The sequence below is a fragment of the Streptomyces sp. NBC_00425 genome (genome assembly GCF_036030735.1).
GTDB lineage: Bacteria > Actinomycetota > Actinomycetes > Streptomycetales > Streptomycetaceae > Streptomyces.
In genome coordinates this window covers 65,654-89,859 of sequence record NZ_CP107928.1, presented here as the reverse complement: position 1 = coordinate 89,859, position 24,206 = coordinate 65,654, and the positions used below count along the sequence as shown (strand labels likewise).

At 73.9% G+C, this 24,206-nt stretch carries 6 protein-coding genes and 1 pseudogene; 6 read left to right on the top strand and 1 reads right to left on the bottom strand.

Going from position 1 to position 24,206, the window contains the following annotated elements; translation table 11 throughout:
• Positions 1 to 65 precede the first annotated feature (65 nt).
• From OHS82_RS00335 to OHS82_RS00305, 6 genes and pseudogenes are all read left to right on the top strand, one after another.
• Positions 66 to 3,215 (top strand): non-ribosomal peptide synthetase, encoded by a 3,150-nt coding sequence (locus OHS82_RS00335; protein ID WP_328432908.1) that lies wholly within the window; start codon positions 66 to 68, stop codon positions 3,213 to 3,215.
• Positions 3,212 to 6,361, top strand: a complete 3,150-nt coding sequence (locus tag OHS82_RS00330; protein ID WP_328432907.1) for a type I polyketide synthase — start codon at positions 3,212 to 3,214, stop codon at positions 6,359 to 6,361. The genes OHS82_RS00335 and OHS82_RS00330 overlap by 4 nt, the downstream gene beginning before the upstream one ends.
• A gap of 11 nt (positions 6,362 to 6,372) precedes the next feature.
• On the top strand, positions 6,373 to 9,216 hold the full coding sequence (locus tag OHS82_RS00325) for a type I polyketide synthase (protein ID WP_328432906.1): 2,844 nt from the start codon (positions 6,373 to 6,375) through the stop codon (positions 9,214 to 9,216).
• Positions 9,217 to 9,317: 101 nt separating this feature from the next.
• Positions 9,318 to 21,074: pseudogene (locus OHS82_RS00315) on the top strand (SDR family NAD(P)-dependent oxidoreductase); the annotation flags it as partial.
• A 131-nt stretch (positions 21,075 to 21,205) separates the two neighbouring features.
• The gene (locus OHS82_RS00310; protein ID WP_057578448.1) at positions 21,206 to 22,237 is read left to right on the top strand and encodes a ketoacyl-ACP synthase III family protein; all 1,032 of its coding nucleotides are present in this window, start codon (positions 21,206 to 21,208) and stop codon (positions 22,235 to 22,237) included.
• Complete coding sequence (locus OHS82_RS00305) at positions 22,231 to 23,070, top strand: alpha/beta fold hydrolase (RefSeq protein ID WP_057578446.1); 840 nt, start codon at positions 22,231 to 22,233, stop codon at positions 23,068 to 23,070. Before OHS82_RS00310 ends, OHS82_RS00305 begins: the two co-directional genes overlap by 7 nt.
• Positions 23,071 to 23,203: 133 nt before the next feature.
• Here the strand turns inward: OHS82_RS00305 and OHS82_RS00300 are convergent, their stop codons facing one another.
• Positions 23,204 to 24,190: a hypothetical protein gene (locus tag OHS82_RS00300; RefSeq protein ID WP_328432904.1), complete on the bottom strand. Its 987-nt coding sequence runs from the start codon at positions 24,188 to 24,190 to the stop codon at positions 23,204 to 23,206.
• Positions 24,191 to 24,206 lie beyond the last annotated feature (16 nt).

The window sequence follows — 24,206 nt, the reverse complement described above, 5'->3', positions numbered from 1 at the left end:
GCCGCAGCGCCCGCAACGGCCACCCGCGCCCCCTCCCTGTTCCAGGTCACAGAAGGAATCCGGACATGACCACCACCACGCGTACGCAAGCGAACGGCCCGGCCCGTGCCGCCCTGACCGCGGCCACCCGCAAGGAGCAGGCGCTGTGGCTGCTGGAGAAGCTCGTCCCGTCCGGAGCCGTCAACAACCTGTCCGTGGTGTTCTCCACCGACGAGCCACTGGGGGAGTGGGAACTCCAGCAGACCCTCGACGCCCTGCTCGCCCGGCACGAGAGCCTGCGCACCGTGTTCCACGACGCCGACGGCGCCCTGGTCAAGCAGACCGTCGCCGCCGGCCGGTTCGCCGTCCCCGTCGACACCCGGCCCACCGGTGACGGCGGCGCCGAAGCCGCCGTCGCCCAGCTCGTCGCCCGCCCCTTCGCCTTCGACGGCCGGCCCCTGGTGCGGGCCGGCCACTTCCAGGGCCCCGACGGCGACGTCTTCTGCCTCGTCGTCCACCACATCGTCTTCGACACCGTGTCCGCCGAGATCCTCCTGAGCGAGTTCACCCGCGTCTACGAGGCCGTCGCCGCCGGCCTCGCCGTACCCGACGACCTGGGGCAGCCCCGGCCCGCCCTCAACTCCTCGCCCTGCACCCCGCAGAGCCTCGCCTACTGGCGCCACCACCTGCGCGACTTCGACCCCACCGCGCTCGGCCTGAACTGCGGCACGGACGACCGCCCCGACCCGACCCTCACCGGCGGCTGCGTCCTGCACACGCTCTCCGACGCCGCCCGGGACGCGGTGGGCCGCCTCCAGAAAGAACTGCGCGCCCCGGAGGCGGTCATCCTGCTGGCCGCCTACTACCTGCTGCTCGCCCGCCACGGCGCCGGCCCCGACCTCGTCGTCGGATCACCCGCCAACGTGCGCCCCGCCACCGCCGCCGACGCCGTCGGCTACCACGTCAACACCCTCCCGCTGCGGGCCCGCGTCGACCTCGACGCCGGGTTCCGGGACCTCGCCGGCCAGGCCCGCGAAGCGTTCTTCGGCGCCATCAGCCACGCCGACGTACCCGTGGACGTCCTCCTCCCCGAAATCCAGCACACCGGCAGCACCTGGCGCAACACCCTCTTCCGGCACCTGTTCAACTACGTCCCGAACGTGGGGCCGACGACCTTCGAACTCGACGGCGCCACCGCCCGCCGCCTCCTCGTCGAGAACGGGTACAGCAAGTTCGACCTGGAGTTCTTCTTCCTCTCCTCACCCGAACAGCTCACCATCCGCGGCGTCCACTACACCGAGATCCTCAGCCGCACCGACACCGAACTCCTCCTGGAGCGCTTCGACGCCCTCCTCGTCGCCGTCGGCGACAACCCCGACCGGCCCATGGGGGAACTGTCCCTCTTCGGCGCACGCGACCACGCCGTCATCGACGCCGCCAACGACACCTCCACCGAGGTCGTGCCCGCCACCGTCGTCGAGGCAATCGCCGAAGCCGCCCGCCGCACCCCGCACGCCGTCGCCTTCGAGGACGGCGAACGCACCGTCACCTACAGCCAGTTGTGGCACACCGCCCTCGCCGACCGCGACGTGCTGCGAACGGCCGGCACCCGGCCCGGCGACATCGTGGCCCTCGGCGGACGCCGCAGCCCCGAACTGGCCGCGGCCGTCCTGGGCACCTGGCTCGCCGGCGCCGCCTACCTGCCGCTCGACCCCGACCACCCCGCCCAGCGCACCGCCTACCTCCTCCAGGACTCCGGCACCCGCACCGTCCTCGCCGCCCCCGACTTCGACACCGCCCACGCCGCCGACGACAGCGTCCGCGTCCACCCCATGGCGGCCCTCGCCGGACCCCACGACAGCTCGATTCCCCGCGACGACGACCTCGCCACCGCCCCCGCCCCCGGCGACACCGCCTACCTGATCTACACCTCCGGATCGACCGGCAAGCCCAAGGGCACCATCCTCACCCACCGCGGACTGGCCAACGCCATCGCCCACTTCGAGCGGGAGATCGCCCCCACCGCCGACGACGTCATGCTCTGGCTGACCACCTTCACCTTCGACATCTCCGCCCTGGAACTGTTCGTGCCGCTCATCGCGGGCGCCCGCGTCGCCGTGGCGCCCGACGCCGCCCGCCGAGACGGCCGCGTCCTGCTCGACGTCCTGCGACGCCACCGCGTCGGCATCATCCAGGCCACCCCCACCACCTGGAACCTCATCGCCGACGAAGCCGGCGACCTCCTCGCCCCCCTGCGCGCCATCACCGGCGGCGAACCCATGCCGCCCGCACTGGCCCGCAGGATCACCGCCACCGGCTGCCGCCTGATCAACATGTACGGGCCGACCGAGACGACGATCTACTCGACCTGCGGCGACATCCCGCCCGGCGCCGCGACCGTCGACATCGGCGCCCCCATGGCCAACACCCACCTGTTCATCACCGACACCGAAGGCCGCGAACTGCCCCTGGGCGTACGCGGCGAACTCTGCATCGCCGGCAGCGGCGTCGCCCTCGGCTACCACAACCGGCCCGAACTGACCATGGACCGCTTCGGCAGCCACCTCAAACTCGGCCTGTTCTACCGCACCGGCGACCTCGCCTGCTGGCGGCCCGACGGCACCGTCGCCCTGCACGGCCGCATCGACCGCCAGGTGAAACTGCGCGGCAACCGCATCGAACTCGGCGAGGTCGAAGCCGTCCTCCTCGAACACCCCGACGTCCAGGGCGCCGCCGTCGTCGTCGACGAAGCCGGCGCCGGACCCCTCCTGGTCGCCTTCGTGCAGACCGCCGCCGCCCCCGACACCGTCGCCGACCGACTCTGGGAGCACGCCCGGGCCACCCTGCCCGGCTCCTGCGTCCCACAGGAGTTCGTCGTCGTCGACTCCTTCCCCTCCACCGTCAGCCACAAGACCGACTACCTCGCCCTCGAACGCCTCGCCCGCCAACACCGCACCCGGCGCGCCGAAACCGCCGGCGCCGACCCGTACGGCGGCGACACCCTCGTCGCCGAACTCGTCGCCCTGTGGCGGGAACTGCTGCAACGCACGGACGTCGACGCCGACGCCAACTTCTTCGCCCACGGCGGCCACTCCCTGCTCGGCGCCCAACTCGTCCAACGCGTCGAGGACAGCCTCGCCACCCCCCTCGCCATGACCGACCTGTACGCGGACCCCACCCCGGCCCGCCTGGCCGCACGCGTGCGCCGGGCCCGCGGAGAGGAACCGACCCCGTGACGACGGCCGCACCCACCGGCGACGAGGCCAAACTCCTCGACTACCTCAAGCGGATGACCGTCGACCTGCGCGAGGCACGCCGCCGCGTCCAGGAACTCGACGACGCCGCGCACGAACCGATCGCCGTCGTCGGCATCGGCTGCGCCTACCCCGGCGCGGTCGCCTCCCCCGACGACCTGTGGCGCCTCCTCGACACCGGCGCCGACGCCGTCGGAGACTTCCCCACCGACCGCGGCTGGGACCTCGACGCGCTCTACCACCCCCACCCCGACACCCCGGGCACCTGCTACACCCGCAACGGCGCATTCCTGCCCGACGCAGCCTCCTTCGACGCCCCCCTGTTCGGCATCACCCCCAAAGAAGCCCTCACCATCGACCCCCAGCAACGGCTCCTGCTGGAGCACAGCTGGGAAGCCGTGGAACGCGCCGGCCTCGACCCGCGCACCCTGCACGGCAGCCGCACCGGCGTCTTCGTCGGCGTCATGTACAACGACTACGGCGCACGCCTGCGCCCCGTCCCCGACGGCTACGAGGGCTACATCGGCAGCGGCAGCGCGGCCAGCGTCGCCTCCGGACGCATCTCGTACTCCCTGGGCCTGCAGGGCCCCGCCCTCACCGTCGACACCGCCTGCTCGTCGTCGCTGGTCGCCCTCCACCTGGCCTGCCAGGCGCTGCGCCGCGGCGAATGCACCGCCGCCCTCGCCGGCGGCGTCACCGTGATGGCCACCCCCACCGTCTTCACCGAGTTCGCCCGCCAACGCGGCCTCAGCGCCGACGGCCGCTGCCGCTCCTTCTCCGCCGACGCCGACGGCACCGGCTGGGCCGAGGGCGTCGGCATGCTCTACCTGGAACGCCTCAGCGACGCGGTCCGCGCCGGACGACCCGTCCTGGCCGTCCTGCGGGGCAGCGCCGTCAACCAGGACGGCGCCAGCAACGGCCTCACCGCCCCCCACGGACCCTCCCAGGAACGCGTCATCCGCGACGCGCTCGCCGACGCCCGCCTCACACCCCACGACATCGACGCCGTGGAGGCCCACGGCACCGCCACCACCCTCGGCGACCCCATCGAAGGCCACGCCATCCAAAGCGTCTACGGAACCGGACGCGACCCCCAACGGCCCCTGTACCTGGGCTCGCTGAAATCCAACATCGGCCACAGCCAGGCCGCCGCCGGCATCGGCGGCGTCATCAAGATGGTGCTGGCACTGCGCCACGGCGTCCTGCCCAAGACCCTGCACGCCGAACGGCCGACACCGCACATCGACTGGACGGCCACCCCCGTGAGGCTGCTGCAGGAACCCGTCGACTGGCCGCGCACCGACCGCCCCCGACGCGCGGGCGTCTCCTCGTTCGGCATCAGCGGCACCAACGCACACGTCATCGTCGAAGAAGCCCCCCAGGCGACACCCCCCCAGGCGACAGCCCCCGAGACGACGGCGCCCGGCACGGCGACCCCCGCGACGGCCTTCGCCGTCCCCCTGTCCGCACACACCCCCAAGGCCCTGCGCACACAAGCGGCACGGCTCGGCGCACACCTCACGGCCCGCCCCGGCCTTGCGACCGGCGACGTCGCCCACGCCCTCGTCACCAGCCGCACCCTCTTCGACCACCGGGCCGTACTCGTCGCACCCGGCCGCGACGCCCTGCTCCAGGGCCTGGACAAACTCGCCCGCGGCACCGGCGCCCCGCACACCGTGCGCGGCGCCCCCGACCCAGCCGCCAAATCCCCCTGCGCGGTGCTCTTCTCCGGACAGGGATCGCAACGCCCCGGCATGGGCCGCGACCTGTACCAGCGCTTCCCCGCCTTCGCCGACGCCCTCGACACGGCCTGCGCCGCACTGGACCCCCACTTCGAACTACCCCTGCACGACGTCCTGTTCGGCACCGCGCAACCCCAGGACCTGATCAACCGCACCGCCTACACCCAGGCCGGCGTCTTCGCCGTCGAAGTCGCCCTGTACCGCCTCCTCGAACGCTTCGGCGTCACCCCCGGCTTCGTCGCCGGACACTCCATCGGCGAACTCACCGCCGCGCACGTCGCGGGCGTCTGGACACTGCCGGACGCCGCCCGGCTGGTCGCCGCCAGAGGACGGCTCATGCAGGCCCTGCCCGAAGGCGGCGCCATGCTCGCCGTGCAGGCCACCGCAGCCGAACTGCAACCCCTGCTGGCCGGCCGCGAACACGAGATCGCGCTGGCCGCCGAGAACGGCCCCGCCTCCGTCGTCGTCTCCGGCGACACCGCCGCCGTACAGGAACTGGACACCCACTGGCGCGAACACGGCAGGCGGACCAAACGGCTCCAGGTCAGCCACGCCTTCCACTCACCGCACATGGACGCCATGCTCGACGACTTCCACCGCGTCGCCAAAGAACTGACCTACCACCGGCCGCAACTGCCCATCATCTCCCACCTCACCGGCGAGACGTCCCCCGAAGCGCTCCTCACCCCCGAATACTGGGTACGCCACGTCCGCGAACCCGTCCGCTTCGCCACCGGCGTCCGCCGGCTCACCGCCCACGGCGTCACCACCTTCGTCGAAGCCGGCCCCGACAGCGTCCTGACGCCGATGGTCGCCGAATGCCTCGACGGCGCGCCCGGCGACGCCGTCGCCCTGTCCCGCCGCGACCAGAGGGAACCCGAGGCGTTCCTGGCAGCGCTCGCACGCCTCCACGTGCGCGGCGCGGCCGTCGACTGGGCCGCGCAGCACGACGGCCAGACGGCCGCCCGCGCCGAACTGCCGACCTACCCCTTCCAGCGCCGCCGCTACTGGCTCGACGAGGTCACCCCGGCCACGCCCCGAACCGCGCACGGCCCCGCACCCCAGGCCCCCACGACCGACCAGGACCCGGACGGCGACGAGACATGGGCCGCGCGCCTCGCGGCGGCGGCGCCCGCCGACCGGCACGCGCTGATCCTCACCTGCGTCGTGGAAGCCGCCGCGGAGGTCATGGGCGCCGACTCGCCCGACACCGTCCCGCTCGGAACACCGCTGCTCGACCTGGGATTCACCTCCCTCATGGCGGTCGACCTGCGCAACAAGGTGACCCAGGCGACCGGAGTCGACCTGCCCCCCACGGTCGTCTACGACCACCCCACATTCGAAGCGATAGCGAGCCACGCGCACGCGCTGATGAGTACGGATTGAGGCTGCCTTTCATGTCGAACACGTCGCACCAGTCGTTCGGGGAAAACGCCGTCGCCGTGGTCGGCATCTCCTGCCGCCTGCCAGGAGGAGCGCACGGGCCGGGGCAGTTCTGGGAGCTGCTGGCCGAGGGCCGCGACGCCGTCCGGGAGGTCCCCGCCGACCGCTGGAACGCCGACGCGTTCTTCAGCGAGGACCCTTCCGCGCCGGGCCGCGCCGTGGCGCGGCGCGGCGGGTTCCTCGACCGGGTCGACGGGTTCGACGCGCGTTTCTTCGGGATCTCGCCGCGGGAGGCCACCGCGATGGACCCCCAGCAGCGCCTCGTCCTGGAACTGGCCTGGGAAGCCCTCGAGAACGCCGGGACGGTCCCGGACCGTCTGCGGGGCAGCCGCGCCGGCGTGTTCGTCGGCGCGATGGCCGACGACTACGCGACCCTCGTACGCCAGGCCGGTGTGGAGGCCGTCGGCACCTTCACCTCCACCGGCCTGGCCCGCAGCGTCATCGCCAACCGCGTCTCCTACCTGCTGGGCCTCACCGGCCCCTCGCTGACAGTGGACTCGGGCCAGTCGTCCGCGCTGGTCGCCGTCCACCAGGCCTGCCAGGCACTGGCCCGCGGAGACGTGGAGTGGGCCCTGGCCGGCGGCGTGAACCTGATCCTCGCCCCGGAGTCGCAGGTCACCGTCTCCAAGTTCGGCGGAATGTCGCCGCAGGGCCGCGCCTATGTCTTCGATGAGCGGGCGGAGGGTTATGTGCGGGGCGAGGGCGGTGGCCTCGTGGTGCTGAAGCGGCTCTCGGACGCGGTGGCGGACGGCGACGACGTGGTGTGTGTGATCGCGGGCGGCGCGGTGACCAACGACGGCGGCGGTGCGGGGCTGACGGTTCCTTCCGCGGCGGGTCAGGAGGAGGTGCTGCGTCTGGCGTATGCGGATGCGGGCGTCTCGCCTACGGCGGTGGGTTATGTGGAGTTGCACGGGACGGGGACGCGGGCGGGCGATCCGGTGGAGGCGCGGGCGCTGGGCGCGGTGCTGGGCCGGGCCGAGGGCCGCGGGGAGCCGTTGCGGGTGGGGTCGGCCAAGACGAACGTGGGGCATCTGGAGGGCGCGGCGGGCATCGTCGGCCTGATCAAGGCGGCGCTCGCGGTGCGGCATCGGCTCATTCCGGCGAGCCTGCACTTCCGCTCGCCGGCTGCGGGCATCGACCTGCAGGAGCTGAACCTGCGGGTGCAGACCCAGACGGAGCCCTGGCCGCAGCACGACGACGCGGCCCCGGTGGCGGGTGTGTCCTCGTTCGGGATGGGCGGCACCAACTGCCACCTCGTCCTCACCGCCGGACCCGAGCGGCCGCCGGCCGAGACCGCGCTTGAGGATCCCGCGGTCGGTGGTGGCGTGGTGCCGTGGACGCTGTCCGCGAAGACGCCTGCCGCGCTGCGCGAACAGGCCGCACGACTGGCGGAGTTCGTGCGAGGTGCCGGTTCGGATCCGGTGGATGTGGGGTGGTCGCTGGCGGTGACGCGGTCGGTGTTCGAGCACCGGGCGGTGGTGCTGGGCGAGGGTCGTGAACAGCTCCTGGCGGGCCTGGACGCGCTGGCGGCCGGCAAGAGCGGCGCGGATGTGGTGCGGGGCCGCGCCACCGGCGCGGGCGGGCTTGCGGTGATGTTCTCCGGGCAGGGCAGCCAGCGTGCCGGGATGGGGCGGGAGTTGTATGCGGCGTTCCCGGTGTTCGCGCAGGCCTTCGACGCGGCGTGCGCCCACCTGGATGGGGAGCTGGGCCGGTCGTTGAAGGCGCTGGTGTTCGCGGAGGAGGGCAGCGCCGAGGCGGCGTTGCTGGAGGAAACCCAGTTCACGCAGGCGGCCCTGTTCGCGGTGGAGTCGGCGTTGTTCGCTCTGGTGTCGTCGTGGGGGGTGCGCCCGGACGCGGTGATCGGGCATTCGGTCGGCGAGGTTGCGGCGGCGTATGCGGCGGGGGTGTTCTCGCTGGCGGACGCGTGCCGGCTGGTGGCGGTGCGGGGCCGGCTGATGCAGGCCGCCCGGGCGGGCGGCGCGATGATCGCCGTCGCCGCGCCCGCGGCAGACGTGGCGCCGGTGGTGGCGTCGTTCGGGGGGCGGCTGGCGCTGGCGGCGGTCAACGGGCCTTCGGCGGTCGTCGTCTCCGGCGACGCCGACGCCGCCGGGGAGCTCGCGGAGCGTTTCCGGCAGGAGGGGGTGCGCGTCAAGCGTCTGGCGGTCTCGCACGCCTTCCATTCCCCGCACATGGACACCGCGGTCGCCCGGTTCGAGGAGGCCGTCGCCGGGATCGTGTTCCGTGAGCCGCGGCTCGCGGTGATCTCCAACGTCACCGGCGCCCCAGCCGGCGAAGGCGAGCTGACCGACCCGGGGTACTGGGCGGGGCACATCCGGGCGGCGGTCCGCTTCCACGACGGCGTCCAGGCCCTGCACGCGCGCGGGATCACCGCCTACCTCGAACTCGGCCCCGACCCCGTCCTGACCGCCCTCGTCAAGAACACCCTCGACACCCACACCGACACCGACACCGGCACCACAGGCAGCGTCACCGCGGTCGCGGTCCTGCACAAGGACAAGGACGAGACCCGCACCGCCCTGCGCGCCCTGGCCGCAGTCTCCACCACCGCCACCCCCGCCGACTGGACCCCCTCCTGGGCGCCGGCCGGCGTATCACCCTGCCCACCTACGCCTTCCAGCACAAGCGGTACTGGATCGACACCCCCGGCCGCACGGCTCCGGCTCCGGCCTCGGCCGACGCCGCCCCCGACGCCGCCCCCGACGCCGGCCTCGACTCCGAAGCCGAGAACGACACGGAGGCGGACGGTCACGACTGGGCCGAGCGGCTGCACGGTCTGAGCGACTCGCAGCGCATCGCGCTGATCGCCGAACTGATCAGCAGGCACACCGCCGAGATCCTGGAGTACGGCGCCGAGAACGAGGTCGACCCGGCGCTGCCGTTCAAGGAGCTCGGCTACAACTCCCTGACCTCCGTCGACCTGCGCTCCAGCCTGTCCGCCGACCTCGGCGTCGCGCTGCCCCCGTCCCTCGTCTACGACTACCCGACCCCCGAGATCCTGGCCCGGCACATCGTGACGACCCTGCTCGGTGTCGCCGACGCGCCCGAGCACGTCGAGAAGTCCGCCCTGTCGGACGAGCCGCTGGCCGTCGTCGGCATGGCCTGCCGCTACCCCGGCGGAGTGGCATCGCCGGACGACCTGTGGCGTCTGATCAGCACGGGCACTGACGCCATCGGCCCGCTGCCCGACGGCCGGGGCTGGGACCAGGACGACCTCTACGACCCCGAGCGCGGCAGCGCCGACAAGACCTACACCCGGCACGGGGGCTTCCTCTACGACGCCGACATGTTCGACGCCGCCTTCTTCGGCATCAGCCCCCGCGAGGCCCAGGCCATGGAACCCCAGCAGCGCCTGCTGCTGGAGACCGCGTGGGAGTCCCTCGAAACGGCCGGCATCCTCCCGCACACCCTCAAGGGCAGCCGCACGGGTGTCTTCGTCGGGGCGATGACGCAGGAGTACGGGCCGCGCCTGTACGAACCCGCGAAGGACGCCGGGGGCTATCTGCTGACGGGGACGACGGCGAGTGTGGCGTCGGGGCGTATCGCGTACACGTTGGGGCTTGAGGGTCCGGCGGTGACGGTGGACACGGCGTGTTCGGCGTCGTTGGTGGCGTTGCATCTGGCGGCGCAGTCGTTGCGTGCGGGGGAGTGCGCGCTGGCGTTGGCGGGCGGGGCGACGGTGATGGCGTCGCCGGGGATGTTCGTGGAGTTCTCGCGGCAGCAGGGCCTGTCGGCGGACGGCCGCTGCAAGGCGTTCTCGCAGGACGCGGACGGCACCGGCTGGGGCGAGGGTGTGGGGGTGGTGGTGCTGGAGCGGCTGTCCGACGCGCGCCGCAACGGCCACGAGGTTCTGGCCGTCGTCCGCGGCAGCGCGGTCAACCAGGACGGCGCCAGCAACGGGCTGACGGCTCCGAACGGGCCGTCGCAGCAGCGGGTGATCCGCCAGGCGCTGGCGAACGCGGGTCTGTCGGGCGCGGACGTGGACGCGGTGGAGGCGCACGGCACGGGCACCAGGCTCGGCGACCCGATCGAGGCGCAGGCCCTGCTGGCCACCTACGGGCAGGAGCACACGCCTGAACAGCCGTTGTGGCTGGGGTCGTTGAAGTCGAACATCGGTCACACGATGGCGGCGGCCGGGGTCGGCGGTGTGATCAAGATGGTGATGGCGCTGCGGCACGGGGTCCTGCCGCGCACGCTGCACGTCGAGGAGCCGACGGCCCGGGTGGACTGGGCGGCGGGAGCGGTGTCGCTGCTCGCGCGGGAGCGGCCGTGGCCCGAGGCCGGGCGGCCGCGCCGGGCGGCCGTCTCGTCCTTCGGGATCTCCGGCACCAACGCCCACCTCATCCTGGAACAGGCGCCCGGGCAGGGGACGCCCGAGGCGACGGACGCGACAGGACCCGCGTCCGCGGCCGAGTCCGCTGCCGCCGAGGATGCGGCCGCTGCGCAGGCGGCTGCGGCTGTGGTGCCGTGGGTGCTGTCGGCCAAGACCCCCGCCGCGCTGCGTGAACAGGCCGCCCGCCTCGCCGAGTTCACCACCGCCAGGCCGGACATCTCACCGCTGGCCGTCGCATCGGCACTCGCGAGGTCACGGACCCGGTTCGACCACCGCACCGTCCTCACGGCCACGGACCGAGAAGGCCTGATCGCGGCCGCCCAGGAACTGGCCCGCACCGACTCAGCTCTGCCCCCGGTCGTTTCGGGTCGGACGGTGTTCGTGTTTCCGGGGCAGGGGTCGCAGTGGTTGGGGATGGCGGCGGGGTTGTATGCGCAGGCGCCGGTGTTCCGGGCCCGGTTGGAGGAGTGTGCGCGGGCGTTGTCCGAGTTCGTGGAGTGGGATCTGCTTCAGGTGCTGCTGGGGGAGGGCGACGGCGCTCTGTTGGAGCGGGTGGATGTGGTGCAGCCGGCGTTGTGGGCGGTGATGGTGTCGCTGGCTGAGTTGTGGCGTTCGTTCGGGGTGGCGCCGGATGCGGTGGTGGGGCATTCGCAGGGGGAGATCGCGGCGGCGGTGGTGGCGGGTGCGTTGTCGCTGGGGGACGGTGCGCGGGTGGTGGCGTTGCGCAGTCGGGCGATCGTGGCGTTGGCGGGGCGTGGGGGGATGGTGTCGGTGGCGTTGCCGGTGGAGCGGGTGCGTGCGGTGGTGGGGCGGTGGCCGGGTCGGGTGTCGGTGGCGGTGGTGAACGGTCCGTCGTCGACGGTGGTGTCGGGTTCGTGTGAGGTGTTGGAGGAGTTGGCGGGGTTGTGGGAGGGGGAGGGGGTGCGGTGGCGTCGGGTGCCGGTGGATTATGCCTCGCATTCGCCTCATGTGGAGGTGTTGGAGGAGGAGTTGGCGCGGGTGTTGGAGCCGGTGGCGCCGCGGGTTCCGGTGGTGCCGTTGTATTCGACGGTGTCGGGTGAGGTGGTGGCGGACGCGTCGTTGGACGGGGGGTATTGGTATCGGAATCTGCGGGGGACGGTGGAGTTCGAGGGTGCGGCGCGGCGGTTGCTGGCGGACGGGTTCACGGCGTTCGTGGAGTGCAGTGCGCATCCGGTGCTGACGGTGGGGCTGGGGGAGACGTTCGACGCGCTGGGTGCGGATGTGGCGGTGGCGGTGGGGTCGTTGCGGCGTGACGAGGGCGGGATGGAGCGCTTCGCCCGTTCGTTGGGGCAGGCGTGGGCGCACGGCGTTCCCGTCGACTGGACGCCCCTCCTCCCGGCCGCGACGACCGGAGTGCCGCCGGTCGGTCTGCCCACCTACGCCTTCCAGCGCACCCGCTACTGGCTCGACCCGGTCGGGCCCACGAGTGCCGACGTCTCCGCCGCCGGCCTCACCGCCGCCGCACACCCCCTGCTCGGCGCGGTGGTCGAGCTCGCCGGCACGCAGAGCGTGGTGCTGTCGGGGCGGCTGTCGCTGAAGTCGCACGGCTGGCTGGCCGATCACGCGGTGGCCGGGACGGTGCTGCTGCCCGGGACGGCGTTCGTGGAGATGGCGCTGCGCGCCGGCGACGAGGCGGGCTGCGACGTCCTGGACGAACTCACCCTCCAAGCGCCGCTGCTCCTGCCCGAAGGCACCGCCGTCCGCCTGCGGGTCGAGGTCGGCGAGCCCGACGAAGCCGGCCGCAGGGCCGTCGCGATCCACTCCCGGACCGACGCCGAAGGCTCCGCCTGGACCTGCCACGCCACCGGCGAACTCGGCATCGCACCACCGGCCGCACCTGCGGGTGAGGGGCTGGTGTGGCCGCCGGAGGGTGCGCGGGCGGTGGATGTGGGCGGTCTGTACGGGGCGTTGGCGGGGGCCGGCTATGAGTACGGGCCGGTGTTCCAGGGTGTGGGCGCGGTGTGGCGCCGGGGTGCGGAGGTGTTCGCCGAGGTCGCTCTGGGGGAGGGGGAGCGGGAGGCGGTGGCGGGGTTCGGGGTGCATCCGGCGTTGCTGGACGCGTCGCTGCATGCCGGGCTGCTGCCGGCGGGAGAGGCGGCGGGGGAGGGCGCGGGCGGGCCGCGGCTGCCGTTCGTGTGGTCGGGTGTGCGTCTGCACGCGACGGGTGCGGCGGCGGTGCGGGTGCGGATCGTGCCGGCCGGCGAGAACGGGCTGGGCCTGGAGCTGTTCGACGAGGCGGGGCGTCCGGTCGCCTCCGTCGCCTCGCTCGCCCTGCGCCCCGTCGACCCCGCCCAACTGGGCGGCACCCCTTCCACCATCGTCGACGACGCCCTCTTCCGGCTGAACTGGACGATCCTGCCCGCCCCGAGCACCGTCCCGGACCCCGCCCCCGCACGGCTCCCGGCACTGATCGGGACCGGCGCCGCCCCGGACCACGTGCCGACACAGCCGTACGCGGACCTCGACGCCTTCGCCGACGCGACGGCCCTCGACACCGCCGGCCCGCCCGACGCGCTCCTCGTCCTGTGCGCCCGGCCGGGCGACGACCGCCTCGGCGCGGACGCCGCGCACCGGGCGCTCCAGCGGGCCCTGGACGCCGTGCAGTGCTGGCTGGCCGACGAGCGGTTCGGCACCGCCAGACTCACCGTCGTCACCCGTGGCGCGGTCTGCACCACCCCGGGCGAGGGACCCGCGGACCCCGCCCACGCCCCGGTCTGGGGACTGCTGCGCACGGCGCAGACGGAGAATCCCGGCCGCTTCGCCCTGATCGACCTGGACGACGACGAGCGCTCCGGCCGCGCACTGGCGACCGCCCTCGCCTCCGGCGAGCCACAACTCGCCCTGAGAGAAGGAGAGTTGCTCGTCCCGCGGCTGGTCCGAGCGGCGCATCAGCCCGACACCCTGACACCGCCGGCCGGCGCCCCGGGCACTCCCTGGCACCTCGACGTGAGCACCCGAGGCACCCTGGAGGCGCTGACCCTCGCCCCCGCCGAAGCGGCGTCGGCGCCGCTGGGCCCCGACGAGATCCGGGTGGCGATCCGCGCGGCCGGGCTCAACTTCCGGGACGTCGTGTACACGCTCGGGCTGCTCCCCGGTGACGCCTCCCTGGGCATCGAGGGCGCCGGCGTGATCACCGAGGTCGGCCCGGCCGTCACCGGTCTGGACGTCGGCGACCGCGTCATGGGCATGCTGCCCGACGCCTTCGGCCCGCTGACCGTGGTCGACCACCGTCTGGTCGTGCGCTTCCCCGACCACTGGACGTTCGAGGAGGCCGCCGCCGTCCCCATCGTCTACGGCACCGCGTACTACGCCCTGGTGGAACTGGCCCGCATCCAGCCCGGCGAGAGCCTGCTGCTGCACGCCGCCGCCGGCGGCGTGGGCCTGGCCGCCCTCCAGCTCGCCCGCCACCTGGGCGCCGAGGTGTACGGCACCGCCAGCCCCGGCAAATGGGACACCCTGCGCGCCGCGGGCCTCGACGACACCCACATCGCCTCCTCCCGGGACCTCGACTTCGAGCAGAGCTTCCTCGCCGCGACCGACGGCCGCGGCGTCGACGTCGTACTCGACTGCCTGGCACGGGAGTTCGTGGACGCCTCGCTGCGCCTGCAGCCGCACGGCGGGCGCTTCATCGAGATGGGCAAGACCGACATCCGCGACCCCGAGGAGGTCGCGGCGGCCCACCCCGGAATCGCCTACGAGGCGTTCGACCTGGTGACCGTCGCCCAGGAGGACCCCGACCTGTTCCGGCGGATGCTCGAGGAAGTCATCGAACTGTTCGAGCGGGGCGCGCTGCGGCCCTCACCGATCCGCACCTGGGACGTCCGCAGGGCGCCCGAGGCGTTCCGCCACCTGAGCCAGGCACGCAACACCGGAAAGATCGTCCTGACCATGCCGCCGATGTGGAACCCGCACGGCACGGTGCTGGTCACCGGCGGCACGGGGACGCTGGGCGCGCTGTTCGCCCGGCATCTGGTGACCGGGTACGGGGTGCGGCGCCTGCTGCTGGTGAGCCGCCGGGGCGCGGACGCTCCCGGGGCGGCCGACCTCGCAGCGGAACTGGGCGCGCTGGGCGCGGCGGTGCGGATCGCCGCGTGCGACGTGGCCGACCGTCAGGCGCTGGCGGGCCTGCTGGCGTCGGTGGAGGCGGAGCATCCGCTGACGGCGGTGGTGCACACGGCCGGGGTGCTGGACGACGGCACGGTGACGGCGCTGACGCCGCAGCGTCTTGAGCGGGTGCTGCGGCCCAAGGCGGACGCGGCCTGGCATCTGCACGAGCTGACGGCGGACCTGGACCTCGCCGCGTTCGTCCTGTTCTCCTCCGTGATGGGCACGATCGGCGGCGCGGGCCAGGCCAACTACAGCGCCGCCAACGTCTACCTGGACGCACTCGCCGAGCACCGCCGCGCCCAGGGCGCCGAGGCGACGTCGCTCGCCTGGGGCTTCTGGGACCAGCGCAGCGAACTCACCGGCGAACTCGACGAGGTGGACATCGCGCGCATGGCGCGCGCCGGTCTGGTGCCGCTGGCCTCCCACGAAGGCCTCGCGCTGTTCGACGCGGCGCTCTCCTCGCCCGACGCCGCCCTCGTGCCCGCCCGGCTCGACCTGTCGCGACTGCGCGCCCAGGCCGACTCCGGCTCCCTGCCCGGCGTCCTCAGCGGCCTGGTCCGCGCCCGGACCCGCCGCACCGTGGCCGCCGCCCCGGCCGCCGGCGGCAGCGCAGCCTCCCACCCGTTCGCCGGCCTCACCGGAGCCGAACTGGAGCGGACGCTCCTGGAGAGCGTGTGCGGCCACGCCGCCGCCGTCCTCGGACACGGGTCGCCCGGCGCGATCCGCGCCGACAGCAAGTTCAAGACGCTCGGCTTCGACTCGCTGTCCTCGGTCGAACTGCGCAACCGCCTCAACGAGGCCACGAATCTGCGCCTGTCGGCCACCGCCGTCTTCGACCACCCGACCCCGGCGGCCATGGTCGCCTACCTGCGCGGCGAACTCGGCGACGACCCCGCCGGCTCCGGCTCCGCTGCCGCGCCGGCGGCGCCCGTGGCCGCGCTGCACAGCGGCGACGACCCGGTCGTCATCGTCGGCCTCGGCCTGCGCCTGCCCGGCGGCGTGTCCACCCCGCAGGCACTGTGGGACCTCCTCACCTCCGGCCGGGACACCGTCGGCGACCTGCCCACCGACCGCGGCTGGGACCTCGACACCCTGCACGACGCCGACCCGGACCGGTCCAACAAGAGCTACGTCAGCAAGGGGTCGTTCCTCTACGACGCCGCCGGCTTCGACGCGGACTTCTTCGGGATCAGCCCGCGCGAGGCCCTCGCCATGGACCCCCAGCAGCGGCTGCTCATGGAGACCGCCTGGGAGGCCTTCGAACGCGCGGGCATCCGTCCCGAGTCGCTCCAGGGCAGCCAGGCCGGTGTCTTCGTCGGCGCCCTGTCCCAGGAGTACGGCTCACCCATGCACGAGGCGTCGGACGGCGTCGACGGCCTGATGCTGACCGGCAAGACGACCAGCGTCCTGTCCGGCCGCCTCGCCTACTTCCTGGGCCTGGAAGGACCCGCCCTCACCATCGACACCGCCTGCTCCTCGTCGCTGGTCGCGCTCCACCAGGCCGCACAGGCACTGCGCGGCGGCGAATGCTCCCTCGCCGTGGCCGGCGGCGTGTCGGTGATGCCGACCCCCGGCTTCTTCACGGAGTTCTCCCGCCAGCGCGGACTGGCCAAGGACGGCCGCATCAAGGCGTTCGCCGCCGGCGCCGACGGCACCGGCTGGGGCGAGGCCGTCGGCGTGCTCCTCCTCGAGCGGCTCTCCGACGCCCGCCGCAACGGCCACGAGGTCCTGGCCGTCGTCCGCGGCAGCGCCGTCAACCAGGACGGCGCCAGCAACGGCCTCACCGCCCCCAACGGGCCCTCGCAGCAGCGGGTGATCCGCCAGGCGCTGGCGAACGCCGGCCTGACGGGCGCGGACGTGGACGCGGTGGAGGCGCACGGCACGGGCACGAAGCTCGGCGACCCGATCGAGGCACAGGCCCTGCTGGCCACCTACGGGCAGGACCACACCCCCGAACAGCCGCTGTGGCTGGGCTCGCTGAAGTCCAACATCGGCCACACCATGGCGGCCGCCGGCGTCGCGGGCGTGATCAAGATGGTGGTCTCGATGAACCGGGGCACCCTGCCGCGCACCCTCCACGTCGACCAGCCGACACCACACGTCGACTGGGACCTGGGAGCCGTCGAGCTGCTGACCGAGGAACAGCCCTGGCCCAGCACGGGCCGCCCGCGCCGCGCCGCCGTCTCCGCGTTCGGCATCTCGGGCACCAACGCCCACCTCATCCTGGAACAGGCGCCCGGGCAGGAGACGCCCGAGAGCGTGGCCGGGCCCGGCGCGGACGCCCCGGGCGCCGTCGTGCCGTGGGCGCTGTCGGCCAAGTCGGCCGCCGCGCTGCGTGAACAGGCCGCGCGTCTCGCCGAGTTCGCGACCGCCCACCCCGACACGGACATCGCCGCGATCGGATCCGCCCTCGTCCACCACCGCACCCCCTTCGACCACCGCGCAGTCGTCGTCGGCACCGACCGGGCGACCCTGCTGGACGGCGTCAGGACCGTCACCGACAACACCTCCTCCCACCCGGTCGTTTCGGGTCGGACGGTGTTCGTGTTTCCGGGGCAGGGGTCGCAGTGGTTGGGGATGGCGGCGGGGTTGTATGCGCAGGCGCCGGTGTTCCGGGCCCGGTTGGAGGAGTGTGCGCGGGCGTTGTCCGAGTTCGTGGAGTGGGATCTGCTTCAGGTGCTGCTGGGGGAGGGCGACGGCGCTCTGTTGGAGCGGGTGGATGTGGTGCAGCCGGCGTTGTGGGCGGTGATGGTGTCGCTGGCTGAGTTGTGGCGTTCGTTCGGGGTGGCGCCGGATGCGGTGGTGGGGCATTCGCAGGGGGAGATCGCGGCGGCGGTGGTGGCGGGTGCGTTGTCGCTGGGGGACGGTGCGCGGGTGGTGGCGTTGCGCAGTCGGGCGATCGTGGCGTTGGCGGGGCGTGGGGGGATGGTGTCGGTGGCGTTGCCGGTGGAGCGGGTGCGTGCGGTGGTGGGGCGGTGGCCGGGTCGGGTGTCGGTGGCGGTGGTGAACGGTCCGTCGTCGACGGTGGTGTCGGGTTCGTGTGAGGTGTTGGAGGAGTTGGCGGGGTTGTGGGAGGGGGAGGGGGTGCGGTGGCGTCGGGTGCCGGTGGATTATGCCTCGCATTCGCCTCATGTGGAGGTGTTGGAGGAGGAGTTGGCGCGGGTGTTGGAGCCGGTGGCGCCGCGGGTTCCGGTGGTGCCGTTGTATTCGACGGTGTCGGGTGAGGTGGTGGCGGACGCGTCGTTGGACGGGGGGTATTGGTATCGGAATCTGCGGGGGACGGTGGAGTTCGAGGGTGCGGCGCGGCGGTTGCTGGCGGACGGGTTCACGGCGTTCGTGGAGTGCAGTGCGCATCCGGTGCTGACGGTGGGGCTGGGGGAGACGTTCGACGCGCTGGGTGCGGATGTGGCGGTGGCGGTGGGGTCGTTGCGGCGTGACGAGGGCGGGATGGAGCGCTTCGCCCGTTCGTTGGGGCAGGCGTGGGCGCACGGCGTTCCCGTCGACTGGACGCCCCTCCTCCCGGCCGCGACGACCGGAGTGCCGCCGGTCGGTCTGCCCACCTACGCCTTCCAACGCACCCGCTACTGGCTCGACTCCACGCACCACCAGCCCACCGCACCCTCCGACCTCGGAACCGGCGCGGCCCACCCGCTCCTGGGACCGGCCGTCGAACTCCCGGGCGCGCAGTCGCTCCTGTTCACCGGACGGCTCTCCCCGAACACGCACGGACGGCTGGTCGAACACACCGGCGCCGGAGTCACCGTGCTGCCCGCCGCCGCACTCGCCGACGCCCTGCTGCACGCGGCCGGCGAGATCGGCTGCGAGCGGATCGACGAACTCGCCTTCCACGAGCCCCTGGTGATGCCCGAGCGCGGCGGCGTCCAGCTCCGCGTCGAGGTCGGCGAGCCCGACGCGGAGGGGCTGCGCGTCATGACCCTCCACTCCCGCAGGGAGAACCGGCCGCAGGGCACGCCATGGACCAGCCACGCCCGCGCCGTACTCGCCGCCGAGGAGGACGCCGGCACACCGCCGTCCTGGAACCTCGAGGTGTGGCCCCCGCTCGACGCCGACCCGGTCGACGTCACCGCTCTGGACAGCCTCGGCGGCCCGGACGGGCCGGGCGCGGTGCGTGCGGCCTGGCGGCGGGACGGCGAACTGTACGCGGAGATCGCCCTCGACCCGGGGGAGCCGCAGGAGCGGACGTCCGCCGACGGCTTCGGCGTCCACCCCGCTCTGCTCGGCACGGCCCTGCGCCTCGCGGACCCGGCCGGCACGGCGCAGCCCCTCCACGCCCCCGACGCACGGCTGCCCAACCGGTGGCACGGCGTCACGCTCCATGCCGTCGGGGCGTCCGTCGTGCGCGTACGCCTGACCCGCCAGGACGCGGACGGCCCCGGGCTCACGCTGGCCGTCGCGGACGACACCGGAGCCCCGGTGGCGACGATCGACGCCCTGACGTGGCGATCCGTCGCCGCGCACGACCTGCGGCAGGCGTCCGCCGCACAGCGCGGCGCCCTCCACACGCTCACGTGGGTCGAGGCGCGGACCCGGGGGCGCGGCGCCCCCGCACCCCGGAGCTGGGCCGTCGTCGGCGACGACCCGTTCGAGGCGCGCCTCGGACTCATGGCCGCGGGCACGTATGCCGAGGAGTATCCCGACCTGCAGACGCTCGCGGTCAGGATCGAGACGGACGGCGTCGCGGCGCCCGACGTCGTCCTGGTCACGAGCCCACCGGCCGCCGACGGGACGGCCGGCGCCGTCCGCCGGTCCGCCGAGGACGTGCTCGGCCTCGCCCGGACCTGGCTCGCCGACCGCAGGCTCGCCGCCTCCCGGCTGGTCGTCCTCACCCGCGGCGCCACCGCGCACGAAGGCGACGACCCCGCCACGGCGGCGGTCGGCGCACTGATCCGCGCGGCCCAGGACGAGGCGCCCGGCCGGTTCGTGCTGGTCGACACCGACGGCACCAAGGCGTCCTGGCGGGCCCTGACGAAGGCGCTGACCACCGACGAGGACCACGTCATGCTGCGCCGCAGCGTCGTACGCGTGCCACGGCTGGCCCGCGCCGACCTGACGGCCGGCACGACGGACCCGGCCTGTCCCCTCGACACGGCCGCCGGCGGCACGGCGTTGATCAGCGGCGCGGCCGGACAGCTCAGCGCCTCCTTCGCCCAGCACCTGGTCACGCGGCACGGCGTGCGCGACCTGCTGCTGCTCGGGCAGCCGGGCGAGGACCCGGGCGTCGACGGGGCGACGGCAGCCGCGTGGAGGGAACTCGGCGTCCGCGTCGACACCGCGACCTGCGACCCGGCCGACCCGCACGCCCTGACGGCGCTCCTGCGCGACCTGCCCGCCGACCGCCCCCTGCGCACCGTCGTCCACACCGCGGCACACCCCCACGGCACGGACGGGACGCCGGGGCAGGCCGAGGAGAGCGGGGCCGGGGCGGCCGGGGGAGCGACGGTCGCCGGCAGTGCGCCGGGCCGGATCGGCGCCGCCCTGCACGCCGAGGCGCTGCGGATCCGGGCGCTGCGCGAGGCGATCGACGCCCTCGCGGAGCCCCCCGCGCTCGTCCTGCTGTCCGCCGCGGCCGGCGCCGAGGGCCCGGGGGACGCCGTCGACGCGGCGGCCGGCGCGCTGCTGGCCTCCTGGGCGCGGCAGCGGCGGTCGGCCGGAGCGCCCGCGGTCGCGCTCCGGGTCACGCCCGAGGCCACCGGCCCGCAGGTGTACGACGGGCTGTGGGACGCGGGCGAGGCGGCGCTGCTCGTCGCCGAACCGGACGTCGAGGCGCTCGCCGCGCGCGCCGCGTCCGGCGCCCTGCCGGCCCTGTGGCGGGGCCTGGTGCGCGTCCCCGCCCGGCGCACCGTCCAGCGGGCCGGCGACGGTCAGGGCGCCACGTTCAAGCAGCGTCTGGTCGCGCTGGACGGACCCGGCCGCGAACGGCTCCTGCTGGAACTGGTCCTCGACCACGCCGCCACCGCGCTCGGCCACGGCTCGGCGGGCGCCGTCGACCCGGACCGCAAGTTCCGCGAACTCGGCTTCGACTCGCTGAGCGCCCTCGCCCTGCGCAACTCGCTCAACGACGTCACCGCGCTGCGGATGCCGCCCGGCGTCGTGTTCGACCACCCCACCTCCGCCGAACTCGCGGCGCACCTCGCGGACCGGCTCCTCGCACGGTAGGCCCGGGGCGGGCGGCAGGCCCCGGAGCCGGCCGCCCGCACACGGGCAGCCCCCACACACACAAGCCGAGCCGCCCGAACACGGGCAGCCCCCGACAGGACCAGCCAACACACAAGAAGGGAGGCGTGGTTGTGAGAACGCAAGGAGTGTTCCTCAGCTCGGTCGGGGTGTTCCTGCCCGATCCGGTGAGCGCGCAGGACGCCGTGGCCGACGGCCGCTACGACGAGGACGTCCACAAGGCGAGCGGCCTGACCGGCACCCATGTCGCGCACGGTGTCCCCGCGCTCGACATGGCGGTCGCCGCGGCGCGACGCGCGGTGCAACGCTGGGGACGGGACGTCGAGGACATCGAGTCCCACGTCCACGGCGGCGTCTACCACCAGGGGCCCGACGGCTCCTACCCGCCCGCGTACATCCTGCGGGAACTCGGCACGGGGCCCATTCCCTCGCTGCACATCCGGCAGGGCTGCAACGGCATGCTGGCCGCCCTCGAGGTCGTGATCGGGCAGATGACCGGCGCCGCCCAGGTGGAGACGGCGCTGCTGACCACGGCGCAGAACTTCCAGACGCCGCTCATCGACCGCTGGCGCGGCTTCGGCGACTCCTACATCCTCGCCGACGGCGCCGCGGCCGCCGTGGTCAGCACCGAGAGCGGCTTCGCCGAGGTGCGCTCCCTCAACTCCGGGACGCTGGCCGAACTGGAGCAGTGGCACCGCGGGGACGAGTCGCTGCTGCCGCCCCAGGACGGCACGGGGCGAGAGGTCGCCGTCGCCGAGCGGGCCGCGCTGTTCAACGAGCGGGAGATGTCGCTCGCCGAAACGGTCGAGCGCATCGGCGAGTTCGACCTGTCCATCGTCCAGCGCTCCCTGGTGGAGGCCGGCCTCAACGCCTGCGACATCGCCAAGGTCGTCCCGATCAACCAGGACGGCCGCATGATCGAGTACGCGGTCATGGGCCCGCTGGGCCTGCCCATGTCCCGTTCCAGCTGGGACTTCGGCCGCACCGTCGGCCATGTCGGGGCGGCCGACCTGCTCATCTCGCTCGACCACCTGGTGCGCACCGGCGAGGTGGCGCCAGGAGACCACGTCCTGCTGCTCTCCCAGGGACCCGGCTGGATCAGCTCCGCCGGAGTCGTGACGATCAAGGAAGTTCCGTCATGGTGACATCCGCCGCGGTGCCCGTCGCCGGCACCGAGCTCTACTACGAGACACGGGGCACGGGCCCTCTCCTGGTCGCCATGGACGGTGCGGGCGGCGACGCCCGGCGCATCCCCGGCCTGGTCGACCGCCTCGCCGACCACTACACGGTCCTCACCTACGACCGGCGCGGCATGTCGCGCAGCGCGGCCGGCGACCCGATGCCGCCCCTGACGCCGCGCACCCACGCGGACGACCTGGCCCTGCTGCTGAAGTCGCTCACCGACGAGCCCGCGCTGCTCTTCGGCACGAGTCTCGGAGCGCACGTGGGCCTGCATCTGCTGGCCCGCCACCCGCAGCTGGTGGCCACGCTCGTGGCGCACGAGCCCTCGGAGTTCTACTTCCTGACCGGAGCCGAGCGCGAGCTCGCCGGACAGGTGGTGCGCACGGCGTGCGACACCTACCGGCAGCAGGGGTTCGGCCCCGGCATGGTCAGCTGGGCGGCGTTCAACGACATCGACTACGGCAACCTGCAGTTCGAGCCCGGGGCCCGGCTGTCGCCGATGACGGACGAGCAGAAGGCCAACATCGACTTCTTCATCACGCACGAGATGCCCGCCTACACCGAAGTCCACCTCGACGACGCCGGCTTCGACGTGCTGCGCGCCGAGGCCGGCCGGCTCGTCCTCGCCACCGGCGCCCCCTCCGAGGGCAACTGGTCCTACCGCTGCACCGTCGCTCTCGCGCAGCGGCTCGGCAAGGAGACCGAGGAGCTGCCCGGCGGGCACGTCGGCCTCAAGACCCACCCCAGGGCCTTCGCGGCACGCCTGCGCAAGATCCTCAGGAACCAGGGCCACTGACCCCCCAAGGCCGTGGCAGGGGGGCGGGACCGGACGGCCCCGCCCCCCTGCCACGCCCCGGCCCGGCCGCGTGCCGCCCCCCGGCCCCGCCGCGTGCCGGCCCCGGCTGCCGCCGGGTGCGGGTCTGGCTTGGCTACCGCCGGGCGGCGGTCCGGCGGCCCGGCACCGACTCGCCGATCCAGTCCAGGAGTTCGTGCCCGGCGGCGCTGAGCAGACCCGGCCGGTCCAGGAGCGAGTGGTGCAGCTCGCTCGAGCAGGCCCGCGCCGAGCGCACCGCCTCCTCCAGGAGCGCCGCCTGCGCGCCCTTGGCCCGTTCCAGGGCCGCGGTGCGCAGCCTGAGGAGGTGGACATAGCCGAACAGCGTGTGCAGACAGCGGGCCGCGGTCCACCACGTGCCCTGCCAGCACACGAAGATCTTCACGTCGCGTCCGTGCGGCCCGTCCCCGCGCGCGGGGGCGAAGTGGTCGTCGGTGCGCTGTATCTCGTTGAGCCACAGGTGCAGCGCCTCGTGGTACAGCGACTCCTGCAGGCTGTACACGGACGGCTCGGTGAACATGAAGCCGGGCGGCAGATGATGCAGACCGAGCCCCGTCAGGAAGGCGGTGAAGGGCAGCTCCCGGAACGAGCAGGACGCCATGGTCTCGCCCAGCGGCGCCTGTTCGCGGCGCGGCTTGAGCAGGACGAGCACGCTGATGAACGCCTCCACGGCCCGCGCGGCCTCAGGACACAGGCCCGCCAGCGTGTCCACCGCCTCCGTCATCCAGGCCGTCGTACGCGGCCCCGGCCGCACCGTGCGGTACCCGGACAGGCCCACGTCCGCCAGGGTCGCAGGCCCCAGCGCCGTCGCGTACCGCAGCCGCAGCGCGCCGCTGCCGAACTCCACCAGTTCGCAGTCCTCGCGCCCGGTGTACGCGGTCCGCGACCGCGGCCCGCACTCCGGGGCCCGGCCGAGGTTGAGCCGGCGGCACAGATGCGGCGGCAGCGGATCCACCGGCCCGGGGCCGGACCAGGGGGCGGGGCCGGCGGCGGCGCTCGTGAGCAGGGCGGCGTACCGCTGCCGGACGACGGTGAGGCCGCGCGGTTCCGTGCGCGTCCGCTCCCGTGCGACGACGGTGCTCATCGGGTGTCCTCTCGCG